This window comes from Kitasatospora sp. NPDC001159 (genome assembly GCF_053598235.1).
Genome location: NZ_JBSFJV010000028.1, coordinates 13232 through 39205, shown reverse-complemented (window position 1 = coordinate 39205; position 25974 = coordinate 13232). Strand labels below are relative to the sequence as shown.

Genomic DNA, 25974 nt, shown 5'->3' with positions numbered 1-25974 from the left:
TGATCAGATGATCAAGCCGATAGAACTGGTGATATTCGACTGCGACGGAATCCTGGTGGACAGCGAGGTGATCGCCGTCCGCGTGCTGGTGCAGCTGGGGGAGGAGTACGGCTGGCCGCTCACCGAGGCCGAGGTGATCGAGAGGTTCGTCGGGCGGTCCGAGGCGGCCAACCACACGATGGTTGCCGAGCGGCTCGGCGAGGAGGCCGCGACGCTGTTCGACAAGCGCTTCCGCGAGTTGCACGCCGAGGCGGTTGACGCCGAGTTGACCCCGGTGGACGGCCTGGTGGAGGCGCTGGAGGCGATCGCGCTGCCCACCTGCGTGGCGTCCAGCGGCACCCACGAGAAGATGCGCCACACCCTCGGCCGGACCGGCCTCTACGAGCGGTTCGCCGGGCGGATCTTCAGTGCCACCGAGGTCGGGCGCGGCAAGCCCGCGCCCGACCTCTTCCTGCACGCCGCGCGGAGCATGGGCGTCGACCCGGCCGCCTGCGTGGTGGTCGAGGACAGCGGGCCCGGCGTCACGGCCGCCCGTGCCGCCGGGATGCGCGCGCTGGGTTACGCGGGCGGGGTCACGGCGGCGGAGCGGCTGGCCGGGCCGGGCACGGTCGTCTTCGAGGACATGCGCGAGCTGCCCGGCCTCATCGCGGCCTACCAGGGGTAGGTGCCGCCGTCGGGGTGGAAGAACCGGCCGGTCGGACCGGGCAGGGCCTCGCCGAGCTGGCGGGCGATCCGGCGGCCGCCCTCCTCGGCGGTGGCGTGGCCGCTGTGGCCGTTGAGGTCGGTCGCGCAGTAACCCGGCTCCAGCGCGCAGACCTTGATGCCGGACTCGCGCAGGGCGCGGGCGTAGACCAGGGTGACGGCGTTGAGCGCGGCCTTGGAGGAGTTGTAGGCGAGCAGGGTCGCGTGCTCCCAGATCGGGGACTCCGGGTCGGCCAGGAAAGAGAAGCTGCCGAGGCCGCTGGAGACGTTGCCGATCAGGGCGGCCGGGGACCTTCGCAGCAGCGGCAGCATGGCGTTGACGACGGTGACGGCGCCGAACACGTTGGTCTCGTACGTCTCGCGCAGGGCATCGACCGGCAGCTCCTCCGGGGCGCGCCGCCAGTCCCGGGCCACGCCCGCGTTGTTGACCAGGGTGTCCAGCCGACCGTACTCGGCGGCGATCAGTTCGGCCGCGGCGGCGACGATCGCCGGGTCGGTGACGTCCAGGCGGACGAAGCGGGCGGACAGGCCCTGCGCGGTCAGCCCGGCAGCGGCCGCGGCGCCGCGCTCGGGGTCACGGGTGCCGATCAGCACGGTGTGGCCGGCGCGGGCGAGTTCCCCGGCGGTGGCGAGGCCGATGCCCTTGTTGGCGCCGGTGATCAGGACGATGCGGTTGGTTGTCATGCGTCGACCCTCGCCGAGTGGCGCCGGGGCCGGGAGAGCACTGTCGAGGGTGGTATCGGCGGTCCCATGGTCCGCCGGGGCCCGCCGGGCCACACTGGCGGGGTGGAACACGTGGACCGGGCGGAGCTGGCCGCCTTCCTGCGGCGCTGGCGCGCCCGGATCCAGCCCGCCGACGTCGGCCTCCCGGCCGGCGGACGGCGCCGCACCCCGGGCCTGCGCCGCCAGGAGGTCGCGCAGCTCGCGGGCATGTCGGTGGAGTACTACATCCGGCTCGAACAGGGCCGCGGGCCGCGCCCGTCCCGTCAGATGATCGGCGCGATCAGCCGGGCCCTGCGGCTGTCCGAGGACGAGACCGCCCACCTGCACCACCTGGTCGGCGAGCCGCCGCTGCCGCCGAGCTCGCTGCCCCGTGACGTCCGGCCGGGCATCCTGCACCTGCTCGACCGGCTGGACGACACCCCGGCCATGGTCTGCAGCGCCGCCCGCGACGTCCTCGCTTGGAACGCCATGGCGGCCGCCCTGCTCGGCGACTTCTCCGCCCTGCCGCCCGGCGAGCGCAACATCATCTGGCGCTTCTTCACCGATCCGGGCACCCGCGCCCGCCACGACCCCGCCGGCCAGGCCAAGTTCGCCCGCCGCGCGGTCGCCGACCTGCGCTCCGCCGCCGCCCGCTACCCCGCCGACAGCGGGGTGCGCCGCCTGGTCGACCGGCTGCTCGCAGGCAGCTCCGAGTTCCGCGCACTCTGGGCCCGGCAGGACGTGGAAGTGCGCCGCTCCACCCGCAAGCGCATCATGCACCCGGTGGTCGGCCCGCTCGACCTCGACTGCGAGGCGCTGCACGACCCGCACCGGGACCAGTGGACGATCTTCTACACCGCCGCGCCCGGCACCCCCTCGCACTCGGCGCTGCGACTGCTCAAGGTGGTCGGCAGCCAGGACCTCGCGGTCAGGGACTGAGCGGGCGCAGCGTGGCCGCGGCGAGGTCGAGGAAGTCCCGTACGACGCCCGCGCGGTCGCCGTCCTCCGGCACCGCCAGGCAGGTCTCGACGGGTGGGAAGTCGGTGACCGGCAGATAGGCGAGGTCGGGGCGGGAGTACGAGCCCGCGACGCTCAGCGGGACGAGTGCGATGCCCTGCCCGGAGGCGATCAGCTCGAACTTCTCGTCCAAGGTGTAGGTCCGCCGTGCCCGGGCGTCGAGGATCGGCTCGCCGTCGAGGTCGGCCGTGGTGAGGCTGCGGCGGTCGGCCAGCGGATGCGCCACGGGCAGGCAGGCGACCTTGGTCTCGTGCCCGATGGGGACGGTGCGCAGCCCCGCGTCGTCGAAGGGACGCCGCAGGTAGCCGACGTGCGCGCGGCCGTCGCGCAGCGGCGCGTCCTGCTCCCACCAGCGCAGCGGGAGCACGTCCACCCCGACGTCCGGGTGCCGCGCGGTGAACGCCCGGATCGCCTCCGACACGTGCAGGCCGGGCGAGAAGGCGACGACCAGCCGCTGTTCGCCCCGCGCCGCCTGCTGGACGCGTCGTACGGCCGCGTCCACCGTCGCGGTGATCCGCTGCGCCTCCTCGTACAACTGTCTTCCGGCGGAGGTCAGTTCGACGCTTCGGGTGGTGCGGGTGAACAGCGTGCAGCCCAACTCCCGCTCGAACGCCCGGATCTGCCGGCTCAGTACCGGCTGGGCGATGAACACCGCGCTCGCCGCCCGGCCGAATCCGCCGTGCTCGGCCACCGCGACGAAGTAGCGGAGCTTGCGCAGGTCCAGATCCATACCCGCACGGTATCAACGCGCCCGGAAGGGTATTGGACGCCCGGGCCGCGCCGCTCGGAGACTCGGACCATGACCGACAAGCGCAACACTGCCCTGATCATCGGCGCCTCCCGCACCCTGGGCCTCGGCCTCGCCGCCGAGTTCCTCCGCCGCGACTGGGACGTCATCGGCACCGTTCGCGGCAACGCGCGCACCGGCCTGCACGACCTGGCGGACGCCTCCGGCGGGCGGCTGACCGTCGAGTCGCTGGAGATGACCGACCCGGAGCAGATCGCGGCCCTGCGCGACCGACTCGCCCACCGCACCCTGGGCCTGCTCTTCGTGAACGCCGCCATCACCCGCGGCGACCTCCCGATCGGCGAGGTCCCGACGGACATGTTCACCGAGGTCATGGTGACCAATGCGCTCAGCCCGATGCGCGTCGTGGAGACCCTCGGCCCGCTGGTCGCACCGACCGGAACCGTCGGCGTGATGTCCTCCGACCAGGGGAGCATCGCCCTGAACACCGACGGCGGCCAGGACCTCTACCGGGCCAGCAAGTCCGCGCTGATCCAGCTGATGCGCTGCTACGCCGCTCGCCGGTCGGACGACCCGCGGACGCTGCTGCTGATGGACCCGGGCTGGGTGCGTACCGAACTCGGCGGCCACGAGGCCGAGCTCAGCGTGGAGGAGAGCGTCCCCGGCGTCGCGGAGACGATCGAGCGCCACCGCGGGAAGTCCGGTCTCCACTTCGTCGACCACCAGGGCCGGGTCGTGCCCTGGTAATTCGTTTGCCGGGCCTGATGGGTGCTGGCAGGGTCGGACGCCATGCCGTCTTCCCCAAAGATGCACGCTGACGAACTGGACATCGACGAGGCGCTCGTGCGGCGGATGGTGGCCGCACAGTTCCCGCAGTGGGCCTCGCTGCCGGTCGAGTCGGTGGACTCGGCGGGCACCAGCAACGCGATGTACCGGCTGGGCGCGGACCTGGTGGTGCGGATCCCGCGCATCCCGGGGGCGGCCGAGGACATCGAGAAGGAGCACACCTGGTTGGGGCGTCTGGCGCCCGAACTGCCGGTCGCCGTACCGGTGCCGGTGGGCCTGGGCGATCCGGTCGACGGCTGTCCGTGGCCGTGGTCGGTGCTCCGCTGGCTGGAGGGGGCCAACCCGGCGGCCGGGAATGTGCGCCAACCCGAGCTGTTGGCAGTCGACTTGGCGTCGTTCGTGACCGCCGTCCACCGGGTGGACCCGGCCGGCGGCCCGGCCTCCTATCGCAGCGAGACGCTGGCGGAGCGGGACGGGGCGGTCCGTCGGGCGATTGTGGCGGTGGCCGGATTGGTGGACGCGGAGGCCGTAACGACCCTCTGGGAGACATCACTTCGAGCGCCCGAGCACCCCGGCCCGCCGGTCTGGATCCACGCCGACCTCCAGCCCGGCAACCTGCTGGTCGACGGCGCGGGACGGCTCAGCGCCGTCATCGACTTCGGCTGCGCCGGCCTCGGCGATCCGGCCGTGGACCTGCTCCCGGCCTGGTACGTCCTCCCGCCTTCCGCCCGTCACACCTTCCGCGCGGCCTGCGGCGCTGACGATGCGGCCTGGGCCCGGGGGAGGGGATGGGCGCTGTCCGTCGCCCTGATGGAGCTCACCTACTACCGGGAGACCAACCCCCGGATGGCGCGCACCGCCCGGTACGTGATCGGCGAGGTGCTCACCGATCACGCCTCGTCGGCGGGCAGCCGCCACTCGTAGGGGAACAGGTCCTGCGCCCAGTTGGGGGAGGCGGCGAGTTCGGCGGCGGCCTGCGGGGTGCGCAGGAGACAGCGGTGGCGTAGTAGTTCGCGGCGCTCGGCGGGGGTGAGCAGGCGTTCCTCGGGGCCGAGGTTCTTGTAGTCGTCCGGTTCGAGGTCCGGGTGGCCGTCGATCGGGGCGTCCTCGGCGACGTTGAGCAGGTCGCCGTCGACGGTGCGGTAGTCGAGGCGGAAGTCCGTGCGCCACTGGGAGTTGCTGCCCCAGCTCTGGGAGAGATCGCGCGTGGGCCGGTGGGCCCGGCGGAAGGTCCAGTAGATCGGTGAGCGGTCGGCCACCCCGCGCTCGGCGTGCGCGGCGCCGGCCCGGATCCGTACCCCGACGCGGCTGAACAGCAGCTCGCCGAGCATCAGGCCGGGCCAGCGGACGTCGAGGATCTCGATGGGGGAGTCCGGGTCTTCGGCCTGCTCGACCTCGGTGATCTCGTGCAGGAAGGGGTCGAAGGGGGTGCTGTTCTCGAACGGGGTCATCCCGAGCGCGGTGAACAGGTTCAGGTACGGCGGAAGTTGGGGGTCGAGAAGAAGGTAGTCGCTGACGCGGCTGAGGGCGTAGAGCTCCTGGAGGAGGTCCCAGCCCTCGCCTCGGTCGGTCCACCAGTGGTCGTGGTGGGTGGCGGCGGTGCGGAGGCGCGAGGCGTAGCCGTCGGTGGCGGCCTGGTCGAGCCAAGGGGCGATGACGTCCTCGTACGGGCCGTCGGTGTCGAGTAGCGCCTCGTACAGCGCGCGAGCGTTCACCCGGGCGATCCTGGCAGGTTTTACTCTCCGGTCAACCAACCTTCGGCCTGGCGTGGGTAGCGTCCCGGGTCATGAGCTTGGTGGACGTGAAGGAGTGTGTGGCCCGACTGCCGGAGGCCTGGCGGTCCGTGGTGCTGGGGCGGGTCGGGACTGCGGAGGTGAAGGTGCTGCGGATGGACGGGCGGGAGCTGGAGGCGGAGGCGCACGGGACGGCGGAGGTGCTCTTCGTCGCCGATGGCCGCCTCGAACTGGAGTTGGAGGGAGAGGAGTTGACGGTCGCCGCCGGTGAGCTGTGCCGGGTGCCGGCGGGCGCGCGGCACGCGGTGCGGGCGGGCAGCCGGGGGACCTTGCTTATTGTGGAGGTGTCCGAGGAGGAGTGATCGCTACCATCGCCGGTATGACCGCAGTGGACGAGCGCATCAACCAGGCAGAACGACTCTACGAGCAGGGCGTGTTCGGGGGTGACCACGCGGCGTTCGCCGAGGCCGACAGGAATCTGGACGCGGTCGAGGCGGATCTGGCGCTGGCCCGCGGGCGGATCGCACATGCGCGATTCGTGGCGCAGCAGGTCGAGCCGGAGGAGGAGCTGGGCCTGTTCGAGCGGGCCGGAACGATCTACGAGCGGCTCGGCGACGTGCGGGGGCAGGCCGAGGCACTGTTCTGGACGGGGGCGTACCACCAGGCGGTTCGCGGGGATGACGGGGAGGCCCGCCCGATCCTCGAATGCGCCCTGGATCTCGCCCGGAGTGCGGGTGACAACCTCATCGCCTCCTACGCCCTGCGCCACCTGGGCATCCTGGACCACAAGGCGGGCCGCCTCCGCGAGGCCCGCGAGCAGTTGGAGGAGTCCACCCGGCTGCGTTGCGAGTACGACTTCGCTCCGGGTGTGGGCGCCAACCAGGTCGCCCTTGCCCGGATCGCGGCGGAGGAGGGAAGGCGTAAGGAAGCGGCCGAACTCCTGAGCAGGGCCGGGGCGTTGGCGAACGATACGGATTCGTACGGGCTGATGGCTTGGATCATCGATGCCCGGAAGGAATTGGGTATCGGATGAGGCTGGGCGGTGCCTCGCCCGGGAGGGGCGAGGCACCGCCAAGTGGCAGTCAGTCAGGCGGCCAAAGAGGCGGACGGGGCATCGGATATCGTGCCCGGTCATGGGTGAGCTCATAGTGATACGGCACGGCCAGACCGAGTGGAGCCTGTCGGGCCGGCACGCCGGCCGCACCGACGTCCCGCTGACCGAGGCGGGCGAGGCTGCGGCCAGGGCGCTCGCGCCGAGGCTGGCCGAGCGCCGCCCGGTCGCCGTGCTCAGTAGTCCACTGAGCCGCGCCCTGCGGACGGCGGAGCTGGCCGGCCTGACGGACGTCGAGCCCGATCCCGACCTGGTGGAGTGGGACTACGGCGGTTACGAGGGCCTGACCGCGGAGCAGATCCAGGAGACCAGGCCGGGCTGGGACCTTTGGGAGGACGGCGTCGTCCCCGGCGACTCCGACCACCCCGGCGAGCAGCTCCAGCAGGTGGCCGCACGCACGGACGCGGTGCTGGCCCGGGTCCGTCCGCTACTGGACGACGGCGACGTCGCCGTCGTCGCCCACGGACACCTGGCGCGCGTGCTCACCGTGCGCTGGCTCGGCCTCGACGCGTCGGCCGCCCGACTGCTCGGCCACCCGCATCCGGGCACGCTCAGCTTCCTGGCCACCGAGCACGGTCGGCCGTGCATCGCCGCCTGGAACGTCCCGTAGCGGCAGGCGTTCGCCCACCCCCGGCTCGGATCCGGCGACCCGCGCACTAGAAGGGCGGCCAGTCGGATCCGGGCGGAGGAGTGACCTGTGGCCGCTCGCGCTTCTCGCCCCGCGGGTCAGTCGGCCAGCGCCGGTCGATGACGGCGGCGGCCTCCTTGCAGCTTCGGCAGGCGTTGTCCCGGCCCGGCAGCCAGTAGTACGGCGAGGCGTGCATGCCGTCCTGCCGTATGCCGCACAGGGTCGTGCCGAAGTACCCGTAGGCGTGGGAGACATCGGCGGGCAGTTCCTCGGACTCGGCCCTTTCCCAGCGCCACTCGGGCGGCTCGTGGCGCGGGCGTGAGACCTCCTGGGGGCCGTGCCCGAGCTCGGTCCATGCGTAGCACCAGGCGCAGAACCAGCGCTCCTTGACCGGCAGGGCCCAGTCCGCTCGTGGTTCCGATACGGGCACCCACCGCATCCGGCGGTCGCAGACGTCACAGATCACAGCTGAATTCTGGCGGGCGGCACTGACAAACGCTCAGGGCTTCGTCCAGGTCAGCGAGTAACGCCGCAACATGTGCCACCGGTAGCGCACCCCGGGCAGCACCCGCCGGGCGGTCTCCCGCACCTCGCGGTAGCTCATTCCCGGCGGGGCCACGGGCATGCCCTCCGGGGCGCCCGCCCGTCGCAGCACCTTCACCGACCGTACCAGCGGTGCGGCCGCGACCCGCCGGGCCCAGTCCGCCGCCGACTCCTCCCGCGCCATGCCGACCACCACCAGGATCCCGCCGGGTCGCAGCAGTTCCCGCATCCGGGTGAGGGCGGCCTCGAAGTCCATGTGATGGACGGCCGTGACCGAGCACACGAAGTCGAAGCCCTCGCCCGTCAGGTCCAGGGTGAGGAAGTCCCCCTCCAGAAAGGTGGGTTCGGAGTAGGTGGCCCGCGCCAGCGCGACCATCTCACCGGAGAGATCCACCCCGACCACCCGCCCGCACCGCCGCGCCAACCTCGCCGCCAACAGCCCGTCCCCGCACCCCACATCCAGCGCCGCCCGACACCCGGGCGGAACCGCCCGCAGAATGCCCGGGTGGCGGGCCACATTGGTGTTCCAGTACGGGACTTCGTCGTGCATGACCCCCACGGTAGAGGTCCTGTGCCCCCGGCGGCGCCCGGCGGAACCGGCCGGACGCCGCCGGGGTGGGTCAGTTGGCCCGGATCAGGTGGCGGGCGAAGAACCGGGCGGCGCTGTCGGCCTCGAAGCGGGGCAGGTCCTTGTGCTTGCCCGAGTTCACGTGCAGCGACTTCTCCTTCGAGGCGAAGGCGTCGAACAGCGCGAGGCCGGCCTCACGGGTGATGTGCTCGTCGTCCCACTGCATGTCGTACTCGATCGGGATGGTGATCCGCTTCGCCTTCTCGGCCAGGGTGTCGGGCCAGTGCTGGCCGAAGACGGCGGCGGTGATCCGGGGTTCGGCGGCCACGAACGGCAGTCCGATCGCGGTGCCCATGTTGATGCCCCAGAAGCCGACCGGCCCGCCGGTGCCGATCTCCGGAAGGTCCTGGAGGGCGTCCAGGGTCGCCCGGTACTCGGGTACGGCGAGGTCTGCGAGGTGGTCGTTGTAGCGGACGACGATCGGGCCTTCCGGCTCGCCGGCCGCCCGCGCCCGGTACAGCTCGGCGATTTCGGCTTCGTCGTGTGCCGTGCGCGGCCGGTCGCCGTGGCCGGGTGCGTCGAGGACGGCGACGTGGAAGCCGGAGCCGGTCACGAGGAGTCGGGCGCGGCCGGACATGGCCGGGTGCTTCTTGTGGTTGCCGCCGCCGTGGGCCATCAGGACCAGGGGTGCGCGGTCGGCGCCGGAGGCGGGGGACCAGAGGACGCCGGGGGCGTCGCCCAGGGTGAAGTCGCGCTCGCGGATGCCGTTCGAGGACGACTCGGAGGTGAACTGAAGAGCGTACATAGCGTGTTGCCTTTCGGGAGTGCCCAAGCGTGTTCGGGGGCTCCCGGCGGACAGCTGCGTCTATCGCCCGACCGTGACGGAGAGGGGGAGCACCCACATCGATACAGCGTTCACGGGGTCTCACCTCCTCGTTCGTTGTCGCGGTCGGGGGGAATTCTGCAGCCTGGACGGCCTCCGGCGCAAGACCGGTTCCTCCTCACCATCCGTCAAGTGCCGTGGCCACGGCAGCCTCCGCATGCAGACGAGCGGTGGGGAACACCGGGACCGGGCTGTCCTCCGGTCGGACCAGCAGTTCGATTTCGGTGCAGCCGAGGATGATTCCTTCCGCCCCGGCTGCCACCAGCTCCTCGATCACCCGCTGGTAGGCCGCCCGGGACTCCTCCCGGACCTCCCCCATGCACAGTTCCTCGTAGATCACCCGGTGGACCAGGGCGCGCGAAGCGGCTTCCGGCACCAGGACGTCCAGTCCGCAGGACGCCAACCGCCCCCGGTAGAAGTCCTGTTCCATGGTGAACGCCGTCCCCAGCAGACCCACCCGCCGAACGCCCGCTGCCCGGACGGCCGCAGCGGTGGCGTCGGCGAGGTGCAGCAGCGGCACGGAGACCGCAGCCGCGACCTGGTCGGCGACCTTGTGCATGGTGTTGGTGCAGATCAGCAGCAGGTCCGCGCCCGCCGCCTCCAGTGAGCGCGCCGCGCCGGCCAGGACCGAGCCGGCCTCCTCCCACCTCCCCGCCGCCTGTAGCTGCTCGATCTCGGCGAAGTCGACGGAGTGGAGCACCAGTTGGGCGGAGTGCAGTCCGCCCAGCCGGTCCCGGGTGAGCTCGTTCAGCAGGCGGTAGTACTCGGCGGTGGATTCCCAGCTCATGCCGCCGATCAGTCCGAGGGTTTTCATGGGCCAAGTTATAAGCCAGAGGAGAGTATCGAGGCAAGCGTATAAGGATTACTTTGAGAAATTCCTGGCCTTACCTCGGCACCCGGTGCTGCCACTCCCGGCTGAACACCACCGACCCCGCCTCCAGTGCCCGCAGCTGCACGATGCTGAGGAAGTGCCCGGCATCGCACCGCAGTTGGGTGCGGGTCTGGACGGTGACGTCCCAGCCGATGTCCGGCCGCTCCAGCCGCACCGTGTGGTCCGTACGGGCCTGGGCGCTGAGCGGGGCGCCGGTGAGGATGCGGTACGCGGTGACGGTGTGCTCGTCGCGGACCAGCCCGTCGGGGTGGGTGCGGGTGCCGTCGGTGGCGGGGGAGAGTTCGGCGCGCCACTCGTGGCGGCCGATGTCGTGGATGGTGACGTGTTCGGGCCGGGCGGTGAGCGGCTCGGTGAGGTGGATGTCCAGCGGGTCGGGCAGTGCGGGCGCCTCGAAGGTGACGGGCGCGGCGCCTACGTCCGCGGCGAGGTGCCGGACGGGCAGGCTGAGGGTGGAGCGGGACGGGTCGAGGGCGTAGCCTCGGTCGTCGGCGGGCGGCCACACCCAGGGCCAGTAGACGGAGGAGAAGGCGAGCCGCAGTCGGTGCCCGGCCGGGACGGTGGCCGCGCAGGCGGCGAGCTCGATCTCGGCGTCCGGGCCGGCGGCCGTCAGCACTCCTCGGGTGAGCAGTTCCGAGGTGCCGTCCGGGCCGACCGCGCAGAGCCGGGCCGCCAGCTGGACGGGCCCGCCGTCCTCGCGGGAGCGCAGCCGCAGCCGTACGGTCGGGGCGCCGAGCACCTCGACCGGTTCGGGCAACGGCTGGGAGTCGAAGCAGACCGAGCGGCCGTCCTCCTCGCGCTGGTCCGGCGGCTGGTCGGCGGGGCGACCGTGCGGGACGTAGGCGCCGGCGTTGAGGCCGGTGTGCTGCGGGGATCGGACGTGGACGTAGCGGTCGTCGGAGGAGGTGCCAGCGGTGCGCAGCTGTTCGTCCAGGGCGTAGTGGATCTCCCGGACGTCGGGGGAGGGCCAGCTGTCCTCGCCGGCCCAGCGGGTGCTGATCCAGCTGCGCAGGGCCGGTTCCTTGAGGGCGCCGGTGTCGACGCCGCGCAGCCAGTGGTCCCACCAACGCAGGGACTCGGGCAGGGCGGCCTCTGGCAGGCCGTGCGGCCAGGGGCCGAGCAGGGCGTGCGCGGTGGGGGATTCGGCCAGCAGGCGCAGGACGAAGGAGCAGGACGGGTCGCCCCAGCCGGCGACCGCGAACACCGGGACGGAGACCGGCACGGTGGTGTCCCCGGCGGCGAGCCAGGCGTCGACCGGGGGTTCCAGCGACTCCATCCGGGCCAGCCAGCCGGAGCGCCAGGCGTCGCCGGTGTGCCGCGGGTCCGGGGGGAGGGCGGCGTCGGCGACCAGGGCGGTGAGCCGGGCGTGCAGGTCGGCGGCGAGGACGGCGCCGCCGAGCCGGTGGCCGCCCTCGGGGCAGGCGGCGACGACCGCGCCGACGGTGTTCGGGGTGCGGGCGGCGAGCCGCAGTGCGGTGGTGCCGGCGGCGCCGACGCCCAGGAGGCCGACCCGGCCGGTGCACCAGGGGCGGCGGGCGAGCCAGTCGATGACGGCGGTGCCGTCGGTGAGTTCCTGCTCGCCGCCGGGTTCGGCGGGCAGGCCGCCGGAGTTGCCGTGGCCCCGGGTGTCGACCCGGACGGTGGCGTAGCCGTGGCCGGCGTACCAGGGGTGGCGGCGGGCGTCCTCGGCGGCGGTGCGGTCGGAGAGGCGGTCGGCCGAGTACTCCAGCAGGGCCGGGACGGGCTCGTCGCTGACCGGGCGCCACACCCGGGCGGCCAGCTGGGTGCCGTCGGGCAGCGGGACGCGGACGTCCTCGCGGGTGGTGTGGAAGGGGTATGACGGCATGGCCGCTCCCATCGGGTCCCGGGCCGGTGAGCGTCGAGCGGCCCGGGGTGCGTACGGGGACGGCGCCGCGGGCTGTCGGCATTCCGACCCTAGGGGAGGAAGCGGTGGATTTCCTGACGAGATGGGATGAAGTGGCTACGCCTTGCTCAGCCGGGCGGGGCAGGCGTGGATGGAGTAGGCCCCGAAACCGACCTGTAATTGCGTATGACTTGCAACTACTTGCCCAGAGGGGGAAGGATGGCCCAGCTCTGACCACCCTGCCGAAAGGACAAGACGATGACCGGCCCCCGCTGGCGCGACCGGCTCACCCGTGAGGAGTGGATGCGCCTGGCCGGGATGGGCGGCTTCATCCTCGCGCTGCACGTGGTCGGCTGGTTCACCCTGCTCGCGCTGGTCGCGCCCGAGCACTACGACGTCGGCGGCCAGGTCTTCGGCGCGGGCATGGGCCTGACCGCCTACACCCTCGGCATGCGGCACGCCTTCGACGCCGACCACATCGCGGCGATCGACAACACCACCCGCAAGCTGATGGGCCAGGGAAAGCGGCCGCTGTCGGTCGGCTTCTGGTTCTCGCTCGGGCACTCCTCGATCGTCTTCGGCCTCTGCGCGCTGCTGGCCTTCGGCATCCGCTCGCTCGCCGACCAGGTGGAGGCGGACGACTCCACCCTGCACAGGATGACCGGCCTGATCGGCACCGCCGTCTCCGGCACCTTCCTGCTGCTGCTCGGTCTGATCAACCTGGGCGCGTTCAACGGCATCCTCAAGGTGTTCCGCCGGATGCGCGAGGGCGAGTACGACGAGGCCGAGCTGGAGCGCCAGTTGGAGCGGCGCGGGCTGATGAACCGGATCCTCGGCAAGGTCACCCGGGCGGTCACCAAGCCCTGGCACATGTACCCGGTGGGCCTCCTGTTCGGCCTGGGCTTCGACACCGCCACCGAGGTGTCGCTGCTGGTGCTGGCCGGCGGCGCGGCGGCCTTCTCGCTGCCCTGGTACGCGCTGCTGACGCTGCCGATCCTGTTCGCGGCCGGGATGAGCCTGCTGGACACCATCGACGGCTCGTTCATGAACTTCGCCTACGAGTGGGCGTTCTCCAAGCCGGTCCGCAAGATCTACTACAACCTGACCGTCACCGGCCTGTCGGTGCTGGTCGCGCTGGTCATCGGCCTGATCGAGTTGATCGGCCTGATCGGCGAGAAGTTGGACATCACCGGCGGCCCGATCGCCTGGATCGGCGGGCTGGACCTCAACTCCGTCGGCTACGCGATCGTCGGCCTGTTCGTGCTGACCTGGATCGGCGCGATCGCGTTCTGGAAGTTCGGCAAGGTCGAGGAGAAGTGGTCGGCGGGGCTGGCCGCGGCCGAGTCGGAGTGACCTGACGGGAAAGCCGAGGGGCCGGTGACCGGGGTCTGGTCACCGGCCCCTCGGGGCTTCACGAGCCTTCAGCGGCTTGACGGGGCTCGTTCGACGGCGGGTGTCACCGCAGCGCGGCGAGCACCGCGTCCGCCATCACCTTCTCGCCGGTCGCGTTCGGGTGGAACGGCACGGCGGGCGAGCCGGGCAGCGCGCCCTCGATCCAGCGGTCGTCCGAGCAGACGTCGTGCCCGACGGACGGCGTCGCGGTGTCCACGTACGTCGCGCCGCCCGCCGCCGCCGTGGACTTGAGGGCGGCGTTCAGCTTGTTGAGCACGCCGTACATGTATTCGACGTCGCCCGGCGTCACCGGCTGGCGCAGGACGCACTTCGAACCGTCGGCGGGCAGCACGGACGGGTAGCCGACCAGCAGCACCCTGGCCTTGGGCGCCTTGGCGTGGATCTGCTTCAGGGTGGTGGCGATCTGCGGGGCGATGGTGGTGGTGATCCGCTCGGCCAGGTCGTCGTTGCCGTACTGCCAGGACCAGGTGTTCCAGTCCCAGTAGCCGTGGTGGTAGACGTCCTTGCAGGGCGTGCCGAGCGGGTTGACCACCGCGCCGGCGATGCAGGTGGCGACCAGTTCGCCGAGGCCGAGGTCGCTGGACGCGAGGTCGTTGCCGCCGATCCCGAGGGTGACCAGGTCGGTGTCGCCGGTCACCGAGTCCAGCTGCGGGTCGTTGACCCGGATGAAGGCGTCGTACTGCGGCTGCGTCATGGCCTTGACCTTGGCGGCCGCGCAGGTGGCGTCGGTGTACGCGCCGGCCTTGAGCGCGGCGGCGACCAGGTGGCCGTAGTTGTGGTCGGAGCGCAGGCACAGCCCGGCCGACTGGCCGGGCACCCCGGCGCCGGCGGCGTAGGAGTCGCCGAGGGCCACGACGTGCTTCGGTGCGGCGGTCGCGGCCTGGGCGGTGGTGGAGGTGAGCGCGAGGGCGGCGCCGAGGGCGACGGCGGCGAGCGCGGTGGAATTGCGGAGTCGCCGGGAATTCCGGGCAGGGCGGAGCACGGTTCCTCCTGGGGGAGAGAAACGACGGGTGGGGGTCGTGGTTCGACGGGTGGGGGTCGTGCCGAGCCGGGCCACAGCTACTCGCAGGTAAGTTACTGCCAGGTTTCGCGCACGTCCATCGTTTCGGCGGAAATTCCGGAAATCCCGTCAGATGGCACTGGGTGACATTTCGAATTCCGCTCCACCGTGTATCGGAGGCATTTCCGAAACGCGGTGGAGCGGAATTCGTGCCAGCGCTTGTTACCGACCGGTTGACCGGGCGTCACCCCAGGCCGCACTATCGGGCGCACACCGACAGCCGCGACGGAGGACTGCGCAATGGCCCTGGACGCCGACGTCATCGTCATCGGAGCGGGACTCGCAGGCCTCGCCGCCACCGCCGAACTCGCCGACGCCGGACGGAAGGTGATCCTGCTCGACCAGGAGCCCGCCGCCTCCCTCGGCGGCCAGGCGCACTGGTCCTTCGGCGGCCTCTTCCTGGTCGACTCGCCCGAGCAGCGGCGGATGCGCATCCGTGACTCGCACGCGCTCGCCCGGCAGGACTGGCTCGGCACGGCCGGCTTCGACCGGCCCGAGGACGCCTGGCCGCGCCGCTGGGCCGAGGCCTACGTCGACTTCGCGGCCGGAGAGAAGCGCGCCTGGCTGCATGGCATGGGCGTGCGGTTCTTCCCGGTGGTCGGCTGGGCCGAGCGCGGCGGCTTCCTCGCCGACGGGCCCGGCAACTCGGTGCCGCGCTTCCACATCACCTGGGGCACCGGGCCCGGGCTGCTCGCCCCCTTCGTCCGGCGGGTCCGCTCCGCCGCCGCCCGCGGACGGGTCGACCTGCGTTTCCGGCACCGGGTCACCGGGCTGTCCGCCACCGCGGGCGTCACCGACACCGTCACCGGCGAGGTGCTGGTACCCAGCCCGGCCGGCCGCGGCGAGGCCAGCTCGCGCGAGGTCGCCGGGAGCTTCGAACTGCGCGCCCAGGCCGTGATCGTCACCTCCGGCGGCATCGGCGGCAACCACGACCTGGTCCGCAAGGCCTGGCCCGCCCGGCTCGGCACCCCGCCCACCACGATGCTCTCCGGGGTGCCCGCGCACGTCGACGGCCTGATGCTGGAGATCGCCGGACGGGCCGGCGCCAACCTGATCAACGGCGACCGGATGTGGCACTACACCGAGGGCATCGAGAACTGGGACCCGATCTGGGCCCGGCACGGCATCCGCATCCTGCCAGGCCCCTCCTCGCTCTGGCTGGACGCGTGCGGCCGGCGGCTGCCCGTCCCGCTCTTCCCCGGCTTCGACACCCTCGGCACCCTCGAACACATCATGGCGAGCGGCCACGAGCACACCTGGTTCGTGCTCAACCAGCGCATCATCGAGAAGGAGTTCACCCTCTCCGGCTCCGAACAGAACCCCGACCTCACCGGCAAGTCCGTCCGCGGGGTGCTCGGACGGGCGCTGCCCGGCGCACCCGGGCCGGTCCAGGGGCACCTGCGGCACGGCCCGGACTTCGTGGTCGCGGGCAACCTCGCGGACCTCGCCCGGGGCATGAACGCCAAGACCCGCGAACCGCTGATCGACCCGGACGAGCTGCGCCGCACCGTCGAGGACCGCGACCGGCAGGTGGCCAACCCCTTCGCCAAGGACCTCCAGATCACCGCCATCCACGGCGCCCGCCGCTACCTGGGCGACAAACTCGTCCGCACCGTCGCCCCGCACCGCATCCTCGACCCGGCCGCCGCCCCGCTGATCGCCGTCCGGCTCAACATCCTGACCCGCAAGTCGCTCGGGGGCCTGGAGACCGACCTCTCCTCGCGGGTGCTGCGCCCGGACGGCGAGGTGCTGCCCGGCGTCTACGCGGCGGGCGAGGCGGCCGGCTTCGGCGGCGGGGGCGTGCACGGCTACCGCTCGCTGGAGGGGACGTTCCTCGGCGGCTGCCTGTTCTCAGGGCGGGCGGCGGGACGGGCGGCGGCGGAGGCCGTGGCGTAGCGGGGGTCCTCGACGGCGCGGGCGTCGACGGTACGGGCCGCCGCGATGAGAACGCCGCGCTCAACCTCGCTTCCCTCGTGAAGCGTCACGCCGCCGTCCGGCGCCGGACGGCGGCGAAGGAGGCGATGACGACCGAGGAGACCAGCCCGGCCAGGGCGAGCAGGGCCCCGAGCACCAGCAGCGCCGCCGCGCCGATCAGCTTGCCGGGCAGGGCGGGGGAGTCGGCCCCGGAGTGCCAGACCACCCGGCCCGCGGTGAGCTTGGCGAGGTCGACGGTGCCATGCTGTCCGTCGTCGACCCTCTGCCGGGAGTCGATCGCCTCGTCGCGCCGGTCGCCCATCAGGAAGGCCCGCCCGAGCGGGACGGTGACGTCGAAGTCGTGGGAGCAGGCGCCGGTCTGCCGGGCGAGCGGTTCGTCCAACGGCTTGCCGTTGAGGCTGAGCTGTCCGCCGGCGCAGGCGATCCGGTTGCCGCCGAGGGCCATCACCCGGGAGACCACGGGGTGGTGGAAGTCCCAGGGGGAGTCGACGACGTAGAGCTCGCCGCGTCGGACGTCCGCGGCCGCGACCCGGTCGGTCAGCATCCGGTCGCCCTGCCGCAGCCCCGGCCCCATCGCCGTGCCGTCCATCCGGTGGACCGAGTAGCCGCCGGTGAGGACCACTGAGAGCCCGAGCGCCCCGCAGAGGATCCCGAGCACGCCCACGGCCACCGAGAACCACAGGCCCACGGCCCTCCGCTTCGGCATCCGCCCGTCCTTCCCTGGAAACCGCCCCGTGTCGGCGCGGGGCCCTGGGCATCCTAGGGCCTGTCTCTCGGGTCCTTGCCGCGGCCGCTCGGCCTGGCGGAGGGTCCCCGGGCGCCCGGTACAGTTCCGGTGCAGAGCGTGCCGCCGACCAGGGCTCGCCGACCCGAGGGGGAGCAGAGCCGATGAGTCGCCGTGACCGAGACCGGAAGCAGGGTGCAGGGTCCCCGGTGACCGTGACCGTCTGCCGCGGCTGCTGCTGCGGCACCGAGGCGAAGCACCCCGGGGTGGACCACGCGGGGCAGTACGAGCGGCTGCGGACCGCGGTCGGCTCGGCGGGCCGGGTCCGCGCGGTGAAGTGCCTGGACGTCTGCACCCAGTCCAACGTGGTGGTGGTCGGCCCCTCCAGCGAGGGCCGGGCGGCGGGCGGCCGTCCGGTCTGGCTTGGCTTCGTGCTGATGGACGAGATGATCGACGACATAGCCGCCTGGGTGCACGCGGGCGGTCCGGGCCTGGCCGACCCGCCCGGTCTGCTCGACCTCCAGCTGATCTCGGTCTCCCGCCGGGTGCGCGAGGCCCTGCCCGACTGACCCCCTGAACGGCCGGATCGCTACTGACAGTTTGTCAGATAGCAGTCCCGGGGCGGCGGTGAGGCCGGACCACTACCATGACCGGTGCATCGAGCCGCGCAAAGGGAGGAAGACGATGACGACGGTCTGCCGCATCTGCGCGGGCACCGGCCGGACCGCCGGCCTCAACTGCCGTACCTGCCAGGGCACCGGCACCACCGAGGTGGGCGGCGGGGGCGGCAACTGCTTCCTCTGCAACGGCACCGGGGTGTACGTCCGCTACCGGGTGGACGCGACCGGCGCCAGGCAGGCCTACCGGGACGAGATCTGCCGCACCTGCGACGGCACCGGCGACCGGGCCGCGACCCACTGGGACGAGCCGTCCGCCTGAGCTCTGGACCGGAACAGGCGCACACTCAGGCCTCGTGGCCCGAGGGGCAATGATCCGTCGTCGCGTCGGACGTGGAAATTCTGTTCAGTGGCCCTCGGTCAATTTTTGATCTTCACATGGGGGTGCGCTGGAGGTTGTTCATCGAGCGTCCGCGCATGACGTCTCGTGCGAGATCCCGGTCAACCCGGGTGTCTCGGCAGGCGAGCAGGCGAGCAGGCGGGGGGTGCCGGCTGGGGCTGGTAGGTCCCGAGTGCGCGACCGGGGTTCGGCGTTGAGGGAACGTTCCCTTGGGAGGGTTCCTCAGCGCCGGGGCCCGTACATGATCACGGCGACCCCGGCCAGGCAGATCAGCGCGCCCAGCACGTCGTAGCGGGTCGGCCGGAAGTCGTCCACGAACACGCCCCAGAGCAGCGAGCCGGCCACGAACACCCCGCCGTACGCGGCCAGCACCCGGCCGAAGTGGCTGTCCGGCTGCAGCGCCGCGACGAAGCCGTACGCGCCGAGCGCCACCACCCCCAACCCGGCCAGCCACCACGGCCGTTGCTCCTTCACGCTCTGCCAGACCAGCCAGCAGCCGCCGATCTCGGCGACCGCGGCGAGGGCGAACAGGGCGACGGAGCGCAGGACGGTCATGGTGCCGAGCGTATGCGCTCGCTCAGCTCTGCCGGTACGTGGCCAGGAAGCGCCCGATCCGGTTGATCGCCGTCTCCAGGTCGTCGGCGCGCGGCAGGGTGACGAAGCGGAAGTGGTCCGGGCGGGGCCAGTTGAAGCCGGTGCCCTGGACGACGTGGATCTTCTCGCGCAGCAGCAGGTCCAGCACGAAGCGCTCGTCGTCGACGATCCGGTGCACCGCCGGGTCGAGCCTGGCGAAGGCGTACAGGGCGCCCTTGGGCTTGACGCAGCTGACGCCGGGGATCTCGTTGAGCGCCTTGACCGCGACGTCGCGCTGCTCGGTGAGCCGGCCGCTGGGCAGTACCAGGTCGTTGATGGACTGGTGGCCGCCGAGCGCCGCCTGGACGGCGTACTGGGCGGGCACGTTGGGGCACAGCCGCATGCCGGAGAGCATGGTCAGGCCCTCCAGGTAGTCGGTGGCGTGCTGCTTGGGGCCGGAGACGACCAGCCAGCCGCTGCGGAAGCCGGCCACCCGGTAGGCCTTGGAGAGGCCGTTGAAGGTGAGGGTGAGCACGTCGTCGGCGAGGGCCGCCAGGCAGTGGTGCTCGGTGCCGTCGTAGAGGATCTTGTCGTAGATCTCGTCGGCCAGCACCATCAGGTGGTGGCGGCGGGCCAGGTCGAGGATGCCCTCCAGCAGTTCCTTGGGGTAGACCGCGCCGGTGGGGTTGTTGGGGTTGATGACGACGACCGCCTTGGTGCGGTCGGTGATCTTGGCGGCGATGTCGTCCAGGTCCGGGTACCACTCGGCCTCTTCGTCGCACAGGTAGTGCACGGCCTTGCCGCCGGCCAGCCGGACGGACGCGGTCCACAGCGGGTAGTCCGGCGCCGGGACGAGCACCTCGTCCCCGTCGTCCACCAGCGCGGTGACGGCCATCTGGATCAGCTCGGAGACGCCGTTGCCGAGGTAGACGTCGTTGACGGTGACGCCCTCGACCCCGCGCTGCTGGTAGTACTGCACCACCGCGCGACGGGCCGGCAGGATGCCGCGCGAGTCACTGTAGCCGTGCGCCTGGGGCAGGTTGCGGATGATGTCCTGGATGATCTCCTCGGGCGCCTCGAAGCCGAACGGGGCCGGGTTGCCGGTGTTCAGGCGCAGCACGCTGTGCCCGGCCTCCTCCAGGGCGTTGGCCTGGTCGACCACCGGGCCCCGGATCTCGTAGCACACGTCATTCAGCTTGCTGGACTGCCGAAACTCCACCTGCGGCCTCCCGACCGTCACCACCGCTCCGTTGCTTCTGCTTTGTTCTACCAAGCTGGCACTTGGAAAGTCCAACCTCTTAGCTATGCTGATCCGCATGTCACGCCGAAGCTACGACCAGTACTGCGCCGTCGCCCGCGCCCTGGACGCGGTGGGGGAGCGCTGGAGCCTCCTGATCGTCCGTGAACTCCTCCGCGGCCCGCGCCGCTACACCGACCTGCACGCGGACCTGCCCGGTGTCTCCACCGACATCCTCGCTGCCCGGCTCAAGCAACTGGAGGGCGAGGGGCTCGCCGTCCGGCGCAAGCTGGAACGGCCGGCCAGCGCGACGGTCTACGAGCTGACCGAACGCGGACGCGAGCTGCGGCCGGTGATCGAGGCCTTGGGGGAGTGGGGGCTGGGCGCACTGGGCGAGCAACGGCCCACCGACGCGGTGCGCGAGCACTGGTTCACGGCCCGGAGCGCTGTGGAGGAGGCGGCCGTCGTCGCGGGGTGACCGCCGCGGGCGGGGGCGGCCGCCGTGTGAAGGGGCGGCGGCAAGGCCCCCGTCGCCGGCCGCCGCCCCGTGTCCCCAGGATGGCGCGGACCGATAAACGGACGCTGGACGCGGAATGAGCGCCGGGGCCCCGACGCCGAGGCCCGCGGGCGCGCACGTACGATCGTCGGACCGCGAGGCCATCTCAGGAGAGCGGAGGCAGTCCGTGCCCACCACCTACCGCAGCTACGTCGCCGTCGGGGACTCCTTCACCGAAGGCATGTGCGACGACCTGCTGCCCGACGGTCACCACCGCGGCTGGGCCGACCGGCTCGCCTCGGCACTCGCCGCCGAGCGCGCGGACCGGGTGGGGCCGGCGGACGGGGACTTCCGCTACGCCAACCTCGCCGTCCGCGGCAAGCTCATCGGCCAGATCCACGACGAGCAGCTCCCCACCGCCGCCGCCATGGGCGCCGAACTCGTCACCCTGGCCGGCGGCCTCAACGACGTGCTGCGCCCCGGCTGCGACATCGACCGGGTCGAGCGGCTGCTCGGCCGCTGCGCCGCCGACCTGCGCGCCGCCGGCGCCACCGTCGTCCTGTTCACCAGCACCGACCCCACCCGCCGCCTGGCCGGCAGCGCCCGGCTGCTGCCCGCCATCCTGCGGATGAAGGCCTTCGTGCAGGAACTCGGGCGGCAGGACGGCTTCGCGGTGGTCGACCTGTTCTCCGCGCCCTGCTTCGACGACCGCCGGCTCTGGGCGGAGGACCGCCTGCACCTGTCGCCCGAGGGCCACCGCCGGGTCGCCGAGGGCGTGCTGGAGGCGCTCGGCCGCCCCGCCGCCTTCGACTGGCGAGCCCCGCTGCCGCCCGCCGCCCCGACCGGCCGGGCCGAAAGGCTGCGCTCCGACGCCCGCTGGCTGGGCGCCCATCTCGGCCCGTGGATCGGCCGCCGCCTCACCGGCCGCTCCTCCGGCGACGGCCGCCCGCCCAAGCGGCCCGAGCTGCTGCCGTACCGGTAGGCCGACTGCTTGGGTCCTCGTGCTTGTCAGTCCTCCTGCTCTTCCAGGACCAGGCTCGCCATCGGGGCGTGGGTGGTCCAGCCCAGCGAGGTGTAGAGCGCCTGCCCGGCCGCCGTGCCGACCAGCACGCCGGTGCGGGCACCGGTCTCGTACGCGGCGGACTGCAGGGTCCGCATCACCACCGAGCCCAGGCCCCGGCGGCGCTGCTCGGGGGCGGTCACGATCTGGTCCGGAACGGCCACCGGGCCGGCCAGGCCCGCCTGGCCCCGGGCGGCGAGGCGCCCGTCCTCGGCGCGCACCAGCACCCGCAGGATCCCGCCCCTGGTCCAGGTGGTCACGGTGTGGCCGGTCGGGAGCTCGGGCCGCTCGGCGGAGAGCGGGACGGTCATCAGGAAGCCCGGCGGGCCCAGCCGCCACTGCGGGCCGAGCCAGGGGCGCACCGTGTCGTCCTCGGCGAACAGCTTCAGCCAGGTGGTCGGCGCGGTGATGGTCTCGGCGAGCTCGCGGACGTCGGCCTCGGTCGGCTCGGGCAGCACGTGCCGGCCCACTTCCCCGACCGGTGCGCCGACGTCGATGCTCCAGCCCCAGGGCCGCTCCACCGGATCGGCGGAGCCCCGGGAGACGGTCCAGCCGCTGATCCACATCCGGACCAGCTCGGTGATGCTCGGCTGCGGCATGCCGCCTCTCCCCCGTTCGTAATGGTCTCTCTTCGATTGCACACCTTACTGATGTGGGGGCGGTTCTGCCCAGTAGGATTTCTGGTCCATGGTGCCGGACCGGTGCCCAGCTGCTGGAAGGACCCCGGAACGTGCGCGAGACCGAGCCGCCGCAGGACGGGACGGCGGCCGCGCCGACCCTGCTCCAATCCGACTGCCGCAGCTGCTTCGGACTCTGCTGCGTCGCCCTGCCGTTCGCGGCCACCGCCGACTTCGCCGTCAACAAGGCCGCCGGCACCCCCTGCCGCAACCTGCAGACCGACTTCAGCTGCGGCATCCACGCCCGGCTGCGGGACAGCGGCTTCCAGGGCTGCACCGTCTACGACTGCTTCGGCGCCGGACAGCGGGTCTCCCAGGTCACCTTCGGCGGGGTCAGCTGGCGCGAGGAACCCACGAGCGCCCAGCCGATGTTCGACGTGTTCCCGATCGTGCGGCAGCTCCACGAACTCCTCCGGTACCTCACCGAGGCGCTCGCCTTCGAGCCCGCCCGCCCGGTCCACGCGGACCTGCGCCAGGCCCTGGAGGAGACCGACCGCCTGGCTGCCGGCACCCCCGAGGCGATCCTCGCCGTCGACGTCCCCGCCCACCGCCAGCAGGTCAGCGACCTGCTGCTGCGCGCCAGCGAACTCGTCCGCGCCTCCGTCCCCCGCCGCCGCGAGCACCGCGGCGCCGACCTCTTCGGCGCCCGCCTGCGCGCCGCCGACCTGCGCGGCGCCAACCTCCGCGGCGCCCTCCTCGTCGCCGCCGACCTCTCCGGCGCCGACCTGCGCCTCGCCGACCTGATCGGCGCCGACCTGCGTGACGCCGACCTCTCCGGCGCCGACCTCTCCTCGGCGCTCTTCCTCACCCAGGCCCAGCTCAACGCCGCCCGCGGCGACGCCACCACCCGTCTCCCCGCCACCCTCATCCGCCCCACCCACTGGCCGGAGGCGGTCAGTGCCGCCGTGCCCGCCGCCGCCCCGCGCAAGCCCCGTGGCGGGGCCGGGCCACGGGGTGGCGGCCGCTCGGGCAGGCCGCGTCGGCGGTAGCCCCGCCTCGCTGCCGTTCGCGGCTCGGGGTGGAGCGGATCCTCGCAACGGGACCGCGGTTCACGCGGCGGCGTAGCCGTGGATGAGGAGGTCGAAGGCGCGGGTGGCGTCGGCGACGGCTTCGGGGTGGAGGTCGTCGGCGGTGCGGCCGTCGTCGTGGATGCGGCGCCAGTTGTACAGGGCGAGGACGCGTTGGGCGGCGGTGACCTGGGCGGCGAGCAGGGGGGCGGTGAGCTCGTGCGGCGGGGCGAGGTCGGGGGCCTCGCGCAGGGCGTCGGCGAGGGACTGTTCGGCGCGGGCGACGTAGGCGCCGACCCGCGCGGCCAGGCTCGGGGTGCCGTAGACCAGGGCGGTGAAGGCCAGCACCTGGGGGTGGTCGTTGAGGCCGGTGACGGGGTCGCGCCGGGCGAGGCCGTCCAGGAAGTCCCGGCGCAGGGCGTCGAGCACCGACTCGTCGGCGTCCCGGCCGCGGACCACGTCGGCCGCCTGCTCCTGGTGGTCGGCGAAGCGGTGGACGACCAGGTCCTCCTTGCTGGGGAAGTAGCTGAACAGGGTCGGCTTGGAGACCTCGGCGGCGGCCGCGACGTCCGCCACCGACACCTGGTCGAAGCCGTGTTCCAGGAAGAGCGCGATGGCCGCCTCGGAGATGGCCTGTCGCGTCCGTTCCTTCTTGCGTTCCCGCAGTCCGCTCATGGGGCCAGGCTAACAGCAGCGGTTGACCGGGGCAGGTTTCTAACTCGGTATGACAGTCGGGATGTCGGAAGCCGGGGGACCGGGCCGAGGGATCAGGAGTCGAAGGACTCCATGATCTGCCGGACCGACTCCACCACCGGCGCGCCCGCCCGGACCAGCGAGGCCACCCCGGAGATGTTGCGCAGCGCCCGCCGCAGCACCGACGGCGAGGCGGTGGAGCCGTCGCCGATCTCCTCCAGCGACTCGTCCAGCACCTCCCGGTCCTCGGCCGGCACCTGGTCGCGCAACAGTCGTACGGCGGCGGTGAGTTCGCGCAGTGCCGCCTGGGGGTCCAGCGGGCCCTGGTTCTTGACGATGCCGATGTTGTGGTCGCCGTGCTGGGTGACCGAGTCGCCGAAGTGGAAGGAGTTGCTCACGGTCCGACCCGCTTTCCGGTGTTGTGGTTGCCGTACTGGGTGATCTTGTCGCCGATGTGGACGTTCTCGACCTGGAGTGCGAACTCGGCCTGGGGGTTGTCGATCGCATCCATGATCATCTGGATCAGGTTGCCGATCTGCCGGGCGTCGTGGCTCACCACGGCGGTGGTCGCCGAGTTCGAGGTGTCGATGACCAGTTGGTACACCGCCCTCTGCCGCAGCCGGGTGACGAACCGGTAGAGGCAGAACAGGAGGGCGGCGACCAGCAGCACGCCCGGGATGACGGCCGCCTGCGTCTGGTCCGTCGCGTTCTTGGTGAGCGCGCCGACGAAGCTGGCGGCGAACAGCAGGCCGATCACCTGCCGGACGAACCTGATAATGGTCCGCGAGCGCTTGGGCGGCCACCACACCAACTGCCGGGCCCGGGCGATGTGCTGCAGCGGGTACGCGTCCCCGCCGATCCACAGCACCCGTCGGCTCACCCTGACGTCGATCACATTCCGCGCCAAGTCCGTTCCCCCTACAGCTAGTGGCGGGGAGAACCATAGCAATGGCCACGGACAGCGAGAGTGCGTCGGAGAGGAGCTCCGGACCGGTCCTACACGCTGCGGTCGGCGAGGACCTCGCGGACGACGTGGCGGGCGTTGGCGGTCAGGGCCGGGTCGGTGTGGCGGTAGTAGGGGATCGTCACCAGAGCGATGGAGAACGCCCAGGCACGGCCGCGGGCCCACATCGCGTCGTCCGCGTGCAGGGCGGCCCGGAAGGTGGGGCGGGCGGCGGCGGGGAGCAGGTTCCAGGCGACGATCAGGTCGGCGGTGGGGTCGCCGACGCCCATAAGGGCGAAGTCGATGACGGCGGCGAGCCTGCCGGTTCTGGAGACCAGCAGGTTGCCGGGGGTGAGGTCGCCGTGCATCCAGGTCGGCGGGCCCTCGTACTCGGGGAGGCGGAGTGCCTTGTCCCACAGGGCGGTTGCAGCGGCGGTGTCGATCGCGTCGGCCAGCTGGGCGATCGCCGCGCGGGTGGCGCCGTCCCGGGAGGCGAGCGGGAGGCTGCGGTGCCCGGCCGGGCCGCCAGCGGGGTTGGCGGCACGCAGCCCGTTGACGAAGCCGGCCAGGTCGCGGGCCAGGGCGTCGGGGGCGGCGAGGGCGCCGACGGCAGGGTTGACGCCGTCGAGCCAGCGCAGCACCGACCACTCCCACGGGTAGCCGGCGGCGGGGCGGCCGACGGCGACCGGTGCGGGGACGGGCAGCGGCAGTCGCGGTGCCAGTCGGGGCAGCCACTGGTGCTCCCGGCGGACGTCCCCGGCCGCCCACTCCACCCGGGGCAGTCGGACGGCGAGTTCGGGCCCGAGCCGGAACATCGCGTTGTCCGTCCCGGCGGACCCGACCGGCGTGACCGGAAGACCCACCCACTCGGGGAACTGGGCGGAGATCAACCGCCGTACCAGGGCCGCGTCGACGACCGGTTCATCGGGGTGCATCCGGGCGGCAGCGCACATGCCCGGCAGCGT

The 25974-nt window shown here is 72.5% G+C and carries 30 protein-coding genes and 1 pseudogene; 14 read left to right on the top strand and 17 right to left on the bottom strand.

All coding sequences use genetic code 11. From position 1 onward, the window contains the following. The first annotated feature begins 7 nt into the window (after positions 1-7). The gene (locus ACWC9T_RS16945) at positions 8-664 is read left to right on the top strand and encodes an HAD family hydrolase (RefSeq protein ID WP_449821824.1); all 657 of its coding nucleotides are present in this window, start codon (positions 8-10) and stop codon (positions 662-664) included. Here the strand turns inward: ACWC9T_RS16945 and ACWC9T_RS16940 are convergent. Then, positions 652-1386 (bottom strand): SDR family NAD(P)-dependent oxidoreductase, encoded by a 735-nt coding sequence (locus ACWC9T_RS16940; RefSeq protein ID WP_449821823.1) that lies wholly within the window; start codon positions 1384-1386, stop codon positions 652-654. The genes ACWC9T_RS16945 and ACWC9T_RS16940 overlap by 13 nt on opposite strands. A 102-nt stretch (positions 1387-1488) precedes the next feature. Here ACWC9T_RS16940 and ACWC9T_RS16935 point away from each other — a divergent pair, with 102 nt between their 5' ends. Next, entirely contained in the window at positions 1489-2343 is an 855-nt protein-coding gene (locus ACWC9T_RS16935) for a helix-turn-helix transcriptional regulator (RefSeq protein WP_449821822.1), read from the top strand. Here the strand turns inward: ACWC9T_RS16935 and ACWC9T_RS16930 are convergent. Continuing rightward, positions 2333-3151, bottom strand: a complete 819-nt coding sequence (locus tag ACWC9T_RS16930; protein ID WP_449821821.1) for a LysR family transcriptional regulator — start codon at positions 3149-3151, stop codon at positions 2333-2335. The two genes, ACWC9T_RS16935 and ACWC9T_RS16930, sit on opposite strands and share 11 nt — an antisense overlap. 69 nt (positions 3152-3220) lie before the next feature. Between ACWC9T_RS16930 and ACWC9T_RS16925 the strand changes: the two genes are divergently transcribed. Further along, positions 3221-3916, top strand: a complete 696-nt coding sequence (locus tag ACWC9T_RS16925) for an SDR family oxidoreductase (RefSeq protein WP_449821820.1) — start codon at positions 3221-3223, stop codon at positions 3914-3916. A 60-nt stretch (positions 3917-3976) separates the two neighbouring features. Further along, complete coding sequence (locus ACWC9T_RS16920) at positions 3977-4879, top strand: aminoglycoside phosphotransferase family protein (protein ID WP_449821819.1); 903 nt, start codon at positions 3977-3979, stop codon at positions 4877-4879. Here ACWC9T_RS16920 and ACWC9T_RS16915 read toward each other — a convergent pair. Next, positions 4846-5670: a hypothetical protein gene (locus ACWC9T_RS16915; protein WP_449821818.1), complete on the bottom strand. Its 825-nt coding sequence runs from the start codon at positions 5668-5670 to the stop codon at positions 4846-4848. The genes ACWC9T_RS16920 and ACWC9T_RS16915 overlap by 34 nt on opposite strands. A 71-nt stretch (positions 5671-5741) precedes the next feature. Between ACWC9T_RS16915 and ACWC9T_RS16910 the strand changes: the two genes are divergently transcribed. The 3 genes from ACWC9T_RS16910 (at position 5742) to ACWC9T_RS16900 (ending at position 7409) form a co-directional block, all read left to right on the top strand. Beyond that, positions 5742-6050: a cupin domain-containing protein gene (locus ACWC9T_RS16910; protein WP_449821817.1), complete on the top strand. Its 309-nt coding sequence runs from the start codon at positions 5742-5744 to the stop codon at positions 6048-6050. A gap of 17 nt (positions 6051-6067) precedes the next feature. Further along, positions 6068-6721, top strand: coding sequence for a tetratricopeptide repeat protein (locus tag ACWC9T_RS16905; protein WP_449821816.1), 654 nt, complete (start codon positions 6068-6070; stop codon positions 6719-6721). A gap of 100 nt (positions 6722-6821) precedes the next feature. Continuing rightward, positions 6822-7409, top strand: coding sequence for a histidine phosphatase family protein (locus ACWC9T_RS16900; RefSeq protein WP_449821815.1), 588 nt, complete (start codon positions 6822-6824; stop codon positions 7407-7409). A gap of 46 nt (positions 7410-7455) precedes the next feature. On the opposite strand, the gene ACWC9T_RS16895 is transcribed toward ACWC9T_RS16900, so the two are convergent. The 5 genes from ACWC9T_RS16895 to ACWC9T_RS16875 form a co-directional block, all read right to left on the bottom strand. Continuing rightward, positions 7456-7857 carry a hypothetical protein gene (locus ACWC9T_RS16895; protein ID WP_449821814.1) on the bottom strand — a complete coding sequence of 134 codons (402 nt, stop codon included), beginning with the start codon at positions 7855-7857 and terminating at the stop codon, positions 7456-7458. Positions 7858-7926: 69 nt separating this feature from the next. Continuing rightward, complete coding sequence (locus tag ACWC9T_RS16890) at positions 7927-8520, bottom strand: class I SAM-dependent methyltransferase (RefSeq protein ID WP_449821813.1); 594 nt, start codon at positions 8518-8520, stop codon at positions 7927-7929. A 70-nt stretch (positions 8521-8590) separates the two neighbouring features. Next, a complete protein-coding gene (locus tag ACWC9T_RS16885; protein WP_449821812.1) occupies positions 8591-9343 on the bottom strand; it encodes an alpha/beta hydrolase in 753 nt (250 codons plus the stop codon). A gap of 196 nt (positions 9344-9539) precedes the next feature. Then, positions 9540-10235: an aspartate/glutamate racemase family protein gene (locus tag ACWC9T_RS16880; protein WP_449821811.1), complete on the bottom strand. Its 696-nt coding sequence runs from the start codon at positions 10233-10235 to the stop codon at positions 9540-9542. A 70-nt stretch (positions 10236-10305) separates the two neighbouring features. Beyond that, positions 10306-12156 carry a CocE/NonD family hydrolase gene (locus tag ACWC9T_RS16875; protein ID WP_449821810.1) on the bottom strand — a complete coding sequence of 617 codons (1851 nt, stop codon included), beginning with the start codon at positions 12154-12156 and terminating at the stop codon, positions 10306-10308. Between the two features lie 276 nt (positions 12157-12432). On the opposite strand from ACWC9T_RS16875, the gene ACWC9T_RS16870 reads away from it, so the two are divergent. Then, positions 12433-13527 (top strand): HoxN/HupN/NixA family nickel/cobalt transporter, encoded by a 1095-nt coding sequence (locus ACWC9T_RS16870; RefSeq protein WP_449821809.1) that lies wholly within the window; start codon positions 12433-12435, stop codon positions 13525-13527. 103 nt (positions 13528-13630) lie between these two features. On the opposite strand, the gene ACWC9T_RS16865 is transcribed toward ACWC9T_RS16870, so the two are convergent. Continuing rightward, a complete protein-coding gene (locus ACWC9T_RS16865) occupies positions 13631-14569 on the bottom strand; it encodes an SGNH/GDSL hydrolase family protein (RefSeq protein WP_449821808.1) in 939 nt (312 codons plus the stop codon). Between the two features lie 318 nt (positions 14570-14887). Here ACWC9T_RS16865 and ACWC9T_RS16860 point away from each other — a divergent pair, with 318 nt between their 5' ends. Beyond that, entirely contained in the window at positions 14888-16543 is a 1656-nt protein-coding gene (locus tag ACWC9T_RS16860) for an FAD-binding dehydrogenase (protein WP_449821807.1), read from the top strand. An 85-nt stretch (positions 16544-16628) separates the two neighbouring features. Here ACWC9T_RS16860 and lepB read toward each other — a convergent pair whose 3' ends face one another. Further along, positions 16629-17288 (bottom strand): signal peptidase I, encoded by a 660-nt coding sequence (gene lepB / locus ACWC9T_RS16855; protein WP_449821806.1) that lies wholly within the window; start codon positions 17286-17288, stop codon positions 16629-16631. 182 nt (positions 17289-17470) lie between these two features. On the opposite strand from lepB, the gene ACWC9T_RS16850 reads away from it, so the two are divergent. After that, positions 17471-17875 carry a (2Fe-2S) ferredoxin domain-containing protein gene (locus ACWC9T_RS16850; RefSeq protein ID WP_402940495.1) on the top strand — a complete coding sequence of 135 codons (405 nt, stop codon included), beginning with the start codon at positions 17471-17473 and terminating at the stop codon, positions 17873-17875. 115 nt (positions 17876-17990) lie between these two features. After that, complete coding sequence (locus ACWC9T_RS16845; RefSeq protein ID WP_355672070.1) at positions 17991-18245, top strand: hypothetical protein; 255 nt, start codon at positions 17991-17993, stop codon at positions 18243-18245. A 300-nt stretch (positions 18246-18545) separates the two neighbouring features. Here the strand turns inward: ACWC9T_RS16845 and ACWC9T_RS16840 are convergent, their stop codons facing one another. Beyond that, positions 18546-18878, bottom strand: coding sequence for a YnfA family protein (locus ACWC9T_RS16840; protein WP_449821805.1), 333 nt, complete (start codon positions 18876-18878; stop codon positions 18546-18548). Positions 18879-18900: 22 nt separating this feature from the next. Further along, positions 18901-20115 carry a pyridoxal phosphate-dependent aminotransferase gene (locus ACWC9T_RS16835; RefSeq protein WP_449821804.1) on the bottom strand — a complete coding sequence of 405 codons (1215 nt, stop codon included), beginning with the start codon at positions 20113-20115 and terminating at the stop codon, positions 18901-18903. Positions 20116-20212: 97 nt separating this feature from the next. Between ACWC9T_RS16835 and ACWC9T_RS16830 the strand changes: the two are divergent. Both ACWC9T_RS16830 and ACWC9T_RS16825 read left to right on the top strand, forming a co-directional pair. Continuing rightward, a pseudogene (locus ACWC9T_RS16830) lies at positions 20213-20566 on the top strand (winged helix-turn-helix transcriptional regulator); the annotation flags it as partial. Positions 20567-20816: 250 nt separating this feature from the next. After that, positions 20817-21611, top strand: a complete 795-nt coding sequence (locus ACWC9T_RS16825) for an SGNH/GDSL hydrolase family protein (RefSeq protein WP_449821803.1) — start codon at positions 20817-20819, stop codon at positions 21609-21611. 26 nt (positions 21612-21637) lie between these two features. Here ACWC9T_RS16825 and ACWC9T_RS16820 read toward each other — a convergent pair whose 3' ends face one another. Continuing rightward, positions 21638-22288: a GNAT family N-acetyltransferase gene (locus ACWC9T_RS16820; protein ID WP_449821802.1), complete on the bottom strand. Its 651-nt coding sequence runs from the start codon at positions 22286-22288 to the stop codon at positions 21638-21640. Positions 22289-22419: 131 nt separating this feature from the next. Between ACWC9T_RS16820 and ACWC9T_RS16815 the strand changes: the two genes are divergently transcribed. Further along, positions 22420-23355 (top strand): pentapeptide repeat-containing protein, encoded by a 936-nt coding sequence (locus tag ACWC9T_RS16815; protein ID WP_449821801.1) that lies wholly within the window; start codon positions 22420-22422, stop codon positions 23353-23355. A gap of 60 nt (positions 23356-23415) precedes the next feature. Here the strand turns inward: ACWC9T_RS16815 and ACWC9T_RS16810 are convergent, their stop codons facing one another. From ACWC9T_RS16810 to ACWC9T_RS16795, 4 genes are all read right to left on the bottom strand, one after another. Beyond that, the gene (locus ACWC9T_RS16810; RefSeq protein WP_449821800.1) at positions 23416-24048 is read right to left on the bottom strand and encodes a TetR family transcriptional regulator; all 633 of its coding nucleotides are present in this window, start codon (positions 24046-24048) and stop codon (positions 23416-23418) included. Between the two features lie 92 nt (positions 24049-24140). Continuing rightward, positions 24141-24464, bottom strand: coding sequence for a hypothetical protein (locus ACWC9T_RS16805; RefSeq protein ID WP_449821799.1), 324 nt, complete (start codon positions 24462-24464; stop codon positions 24141-24143). Continuing rightward, positions 24461-24973: a DUF6232 family protein gene (locus ACWC9T_RS16800; protein ID WP_449821798.1), complete on the bottom strand. Its 513-nt coding sequence runs from the start codon at positions 24971-24973 to the stop codon at positions 24461-24463. The genes ACWC9T_RS16805 and ACWC9T_RS16800 overlap by 4 nt, the downstream gene beginning before the upstream one ends. Before the next feature lie 89 nt (positions 24974-25062). Next, positions 25063-25962, bottom strand: coding sequence for an aminoglycoside phosphotransferase family protein (locus ACWC9T_RS16795; RefSeq protein WP_449821797.1), 900 nt, complete (start codon positions 25960-25962; stop codon positions 25063-25065). Between the last annotated feature and the right edge of the window lie 12 nt (positions 25963-25974).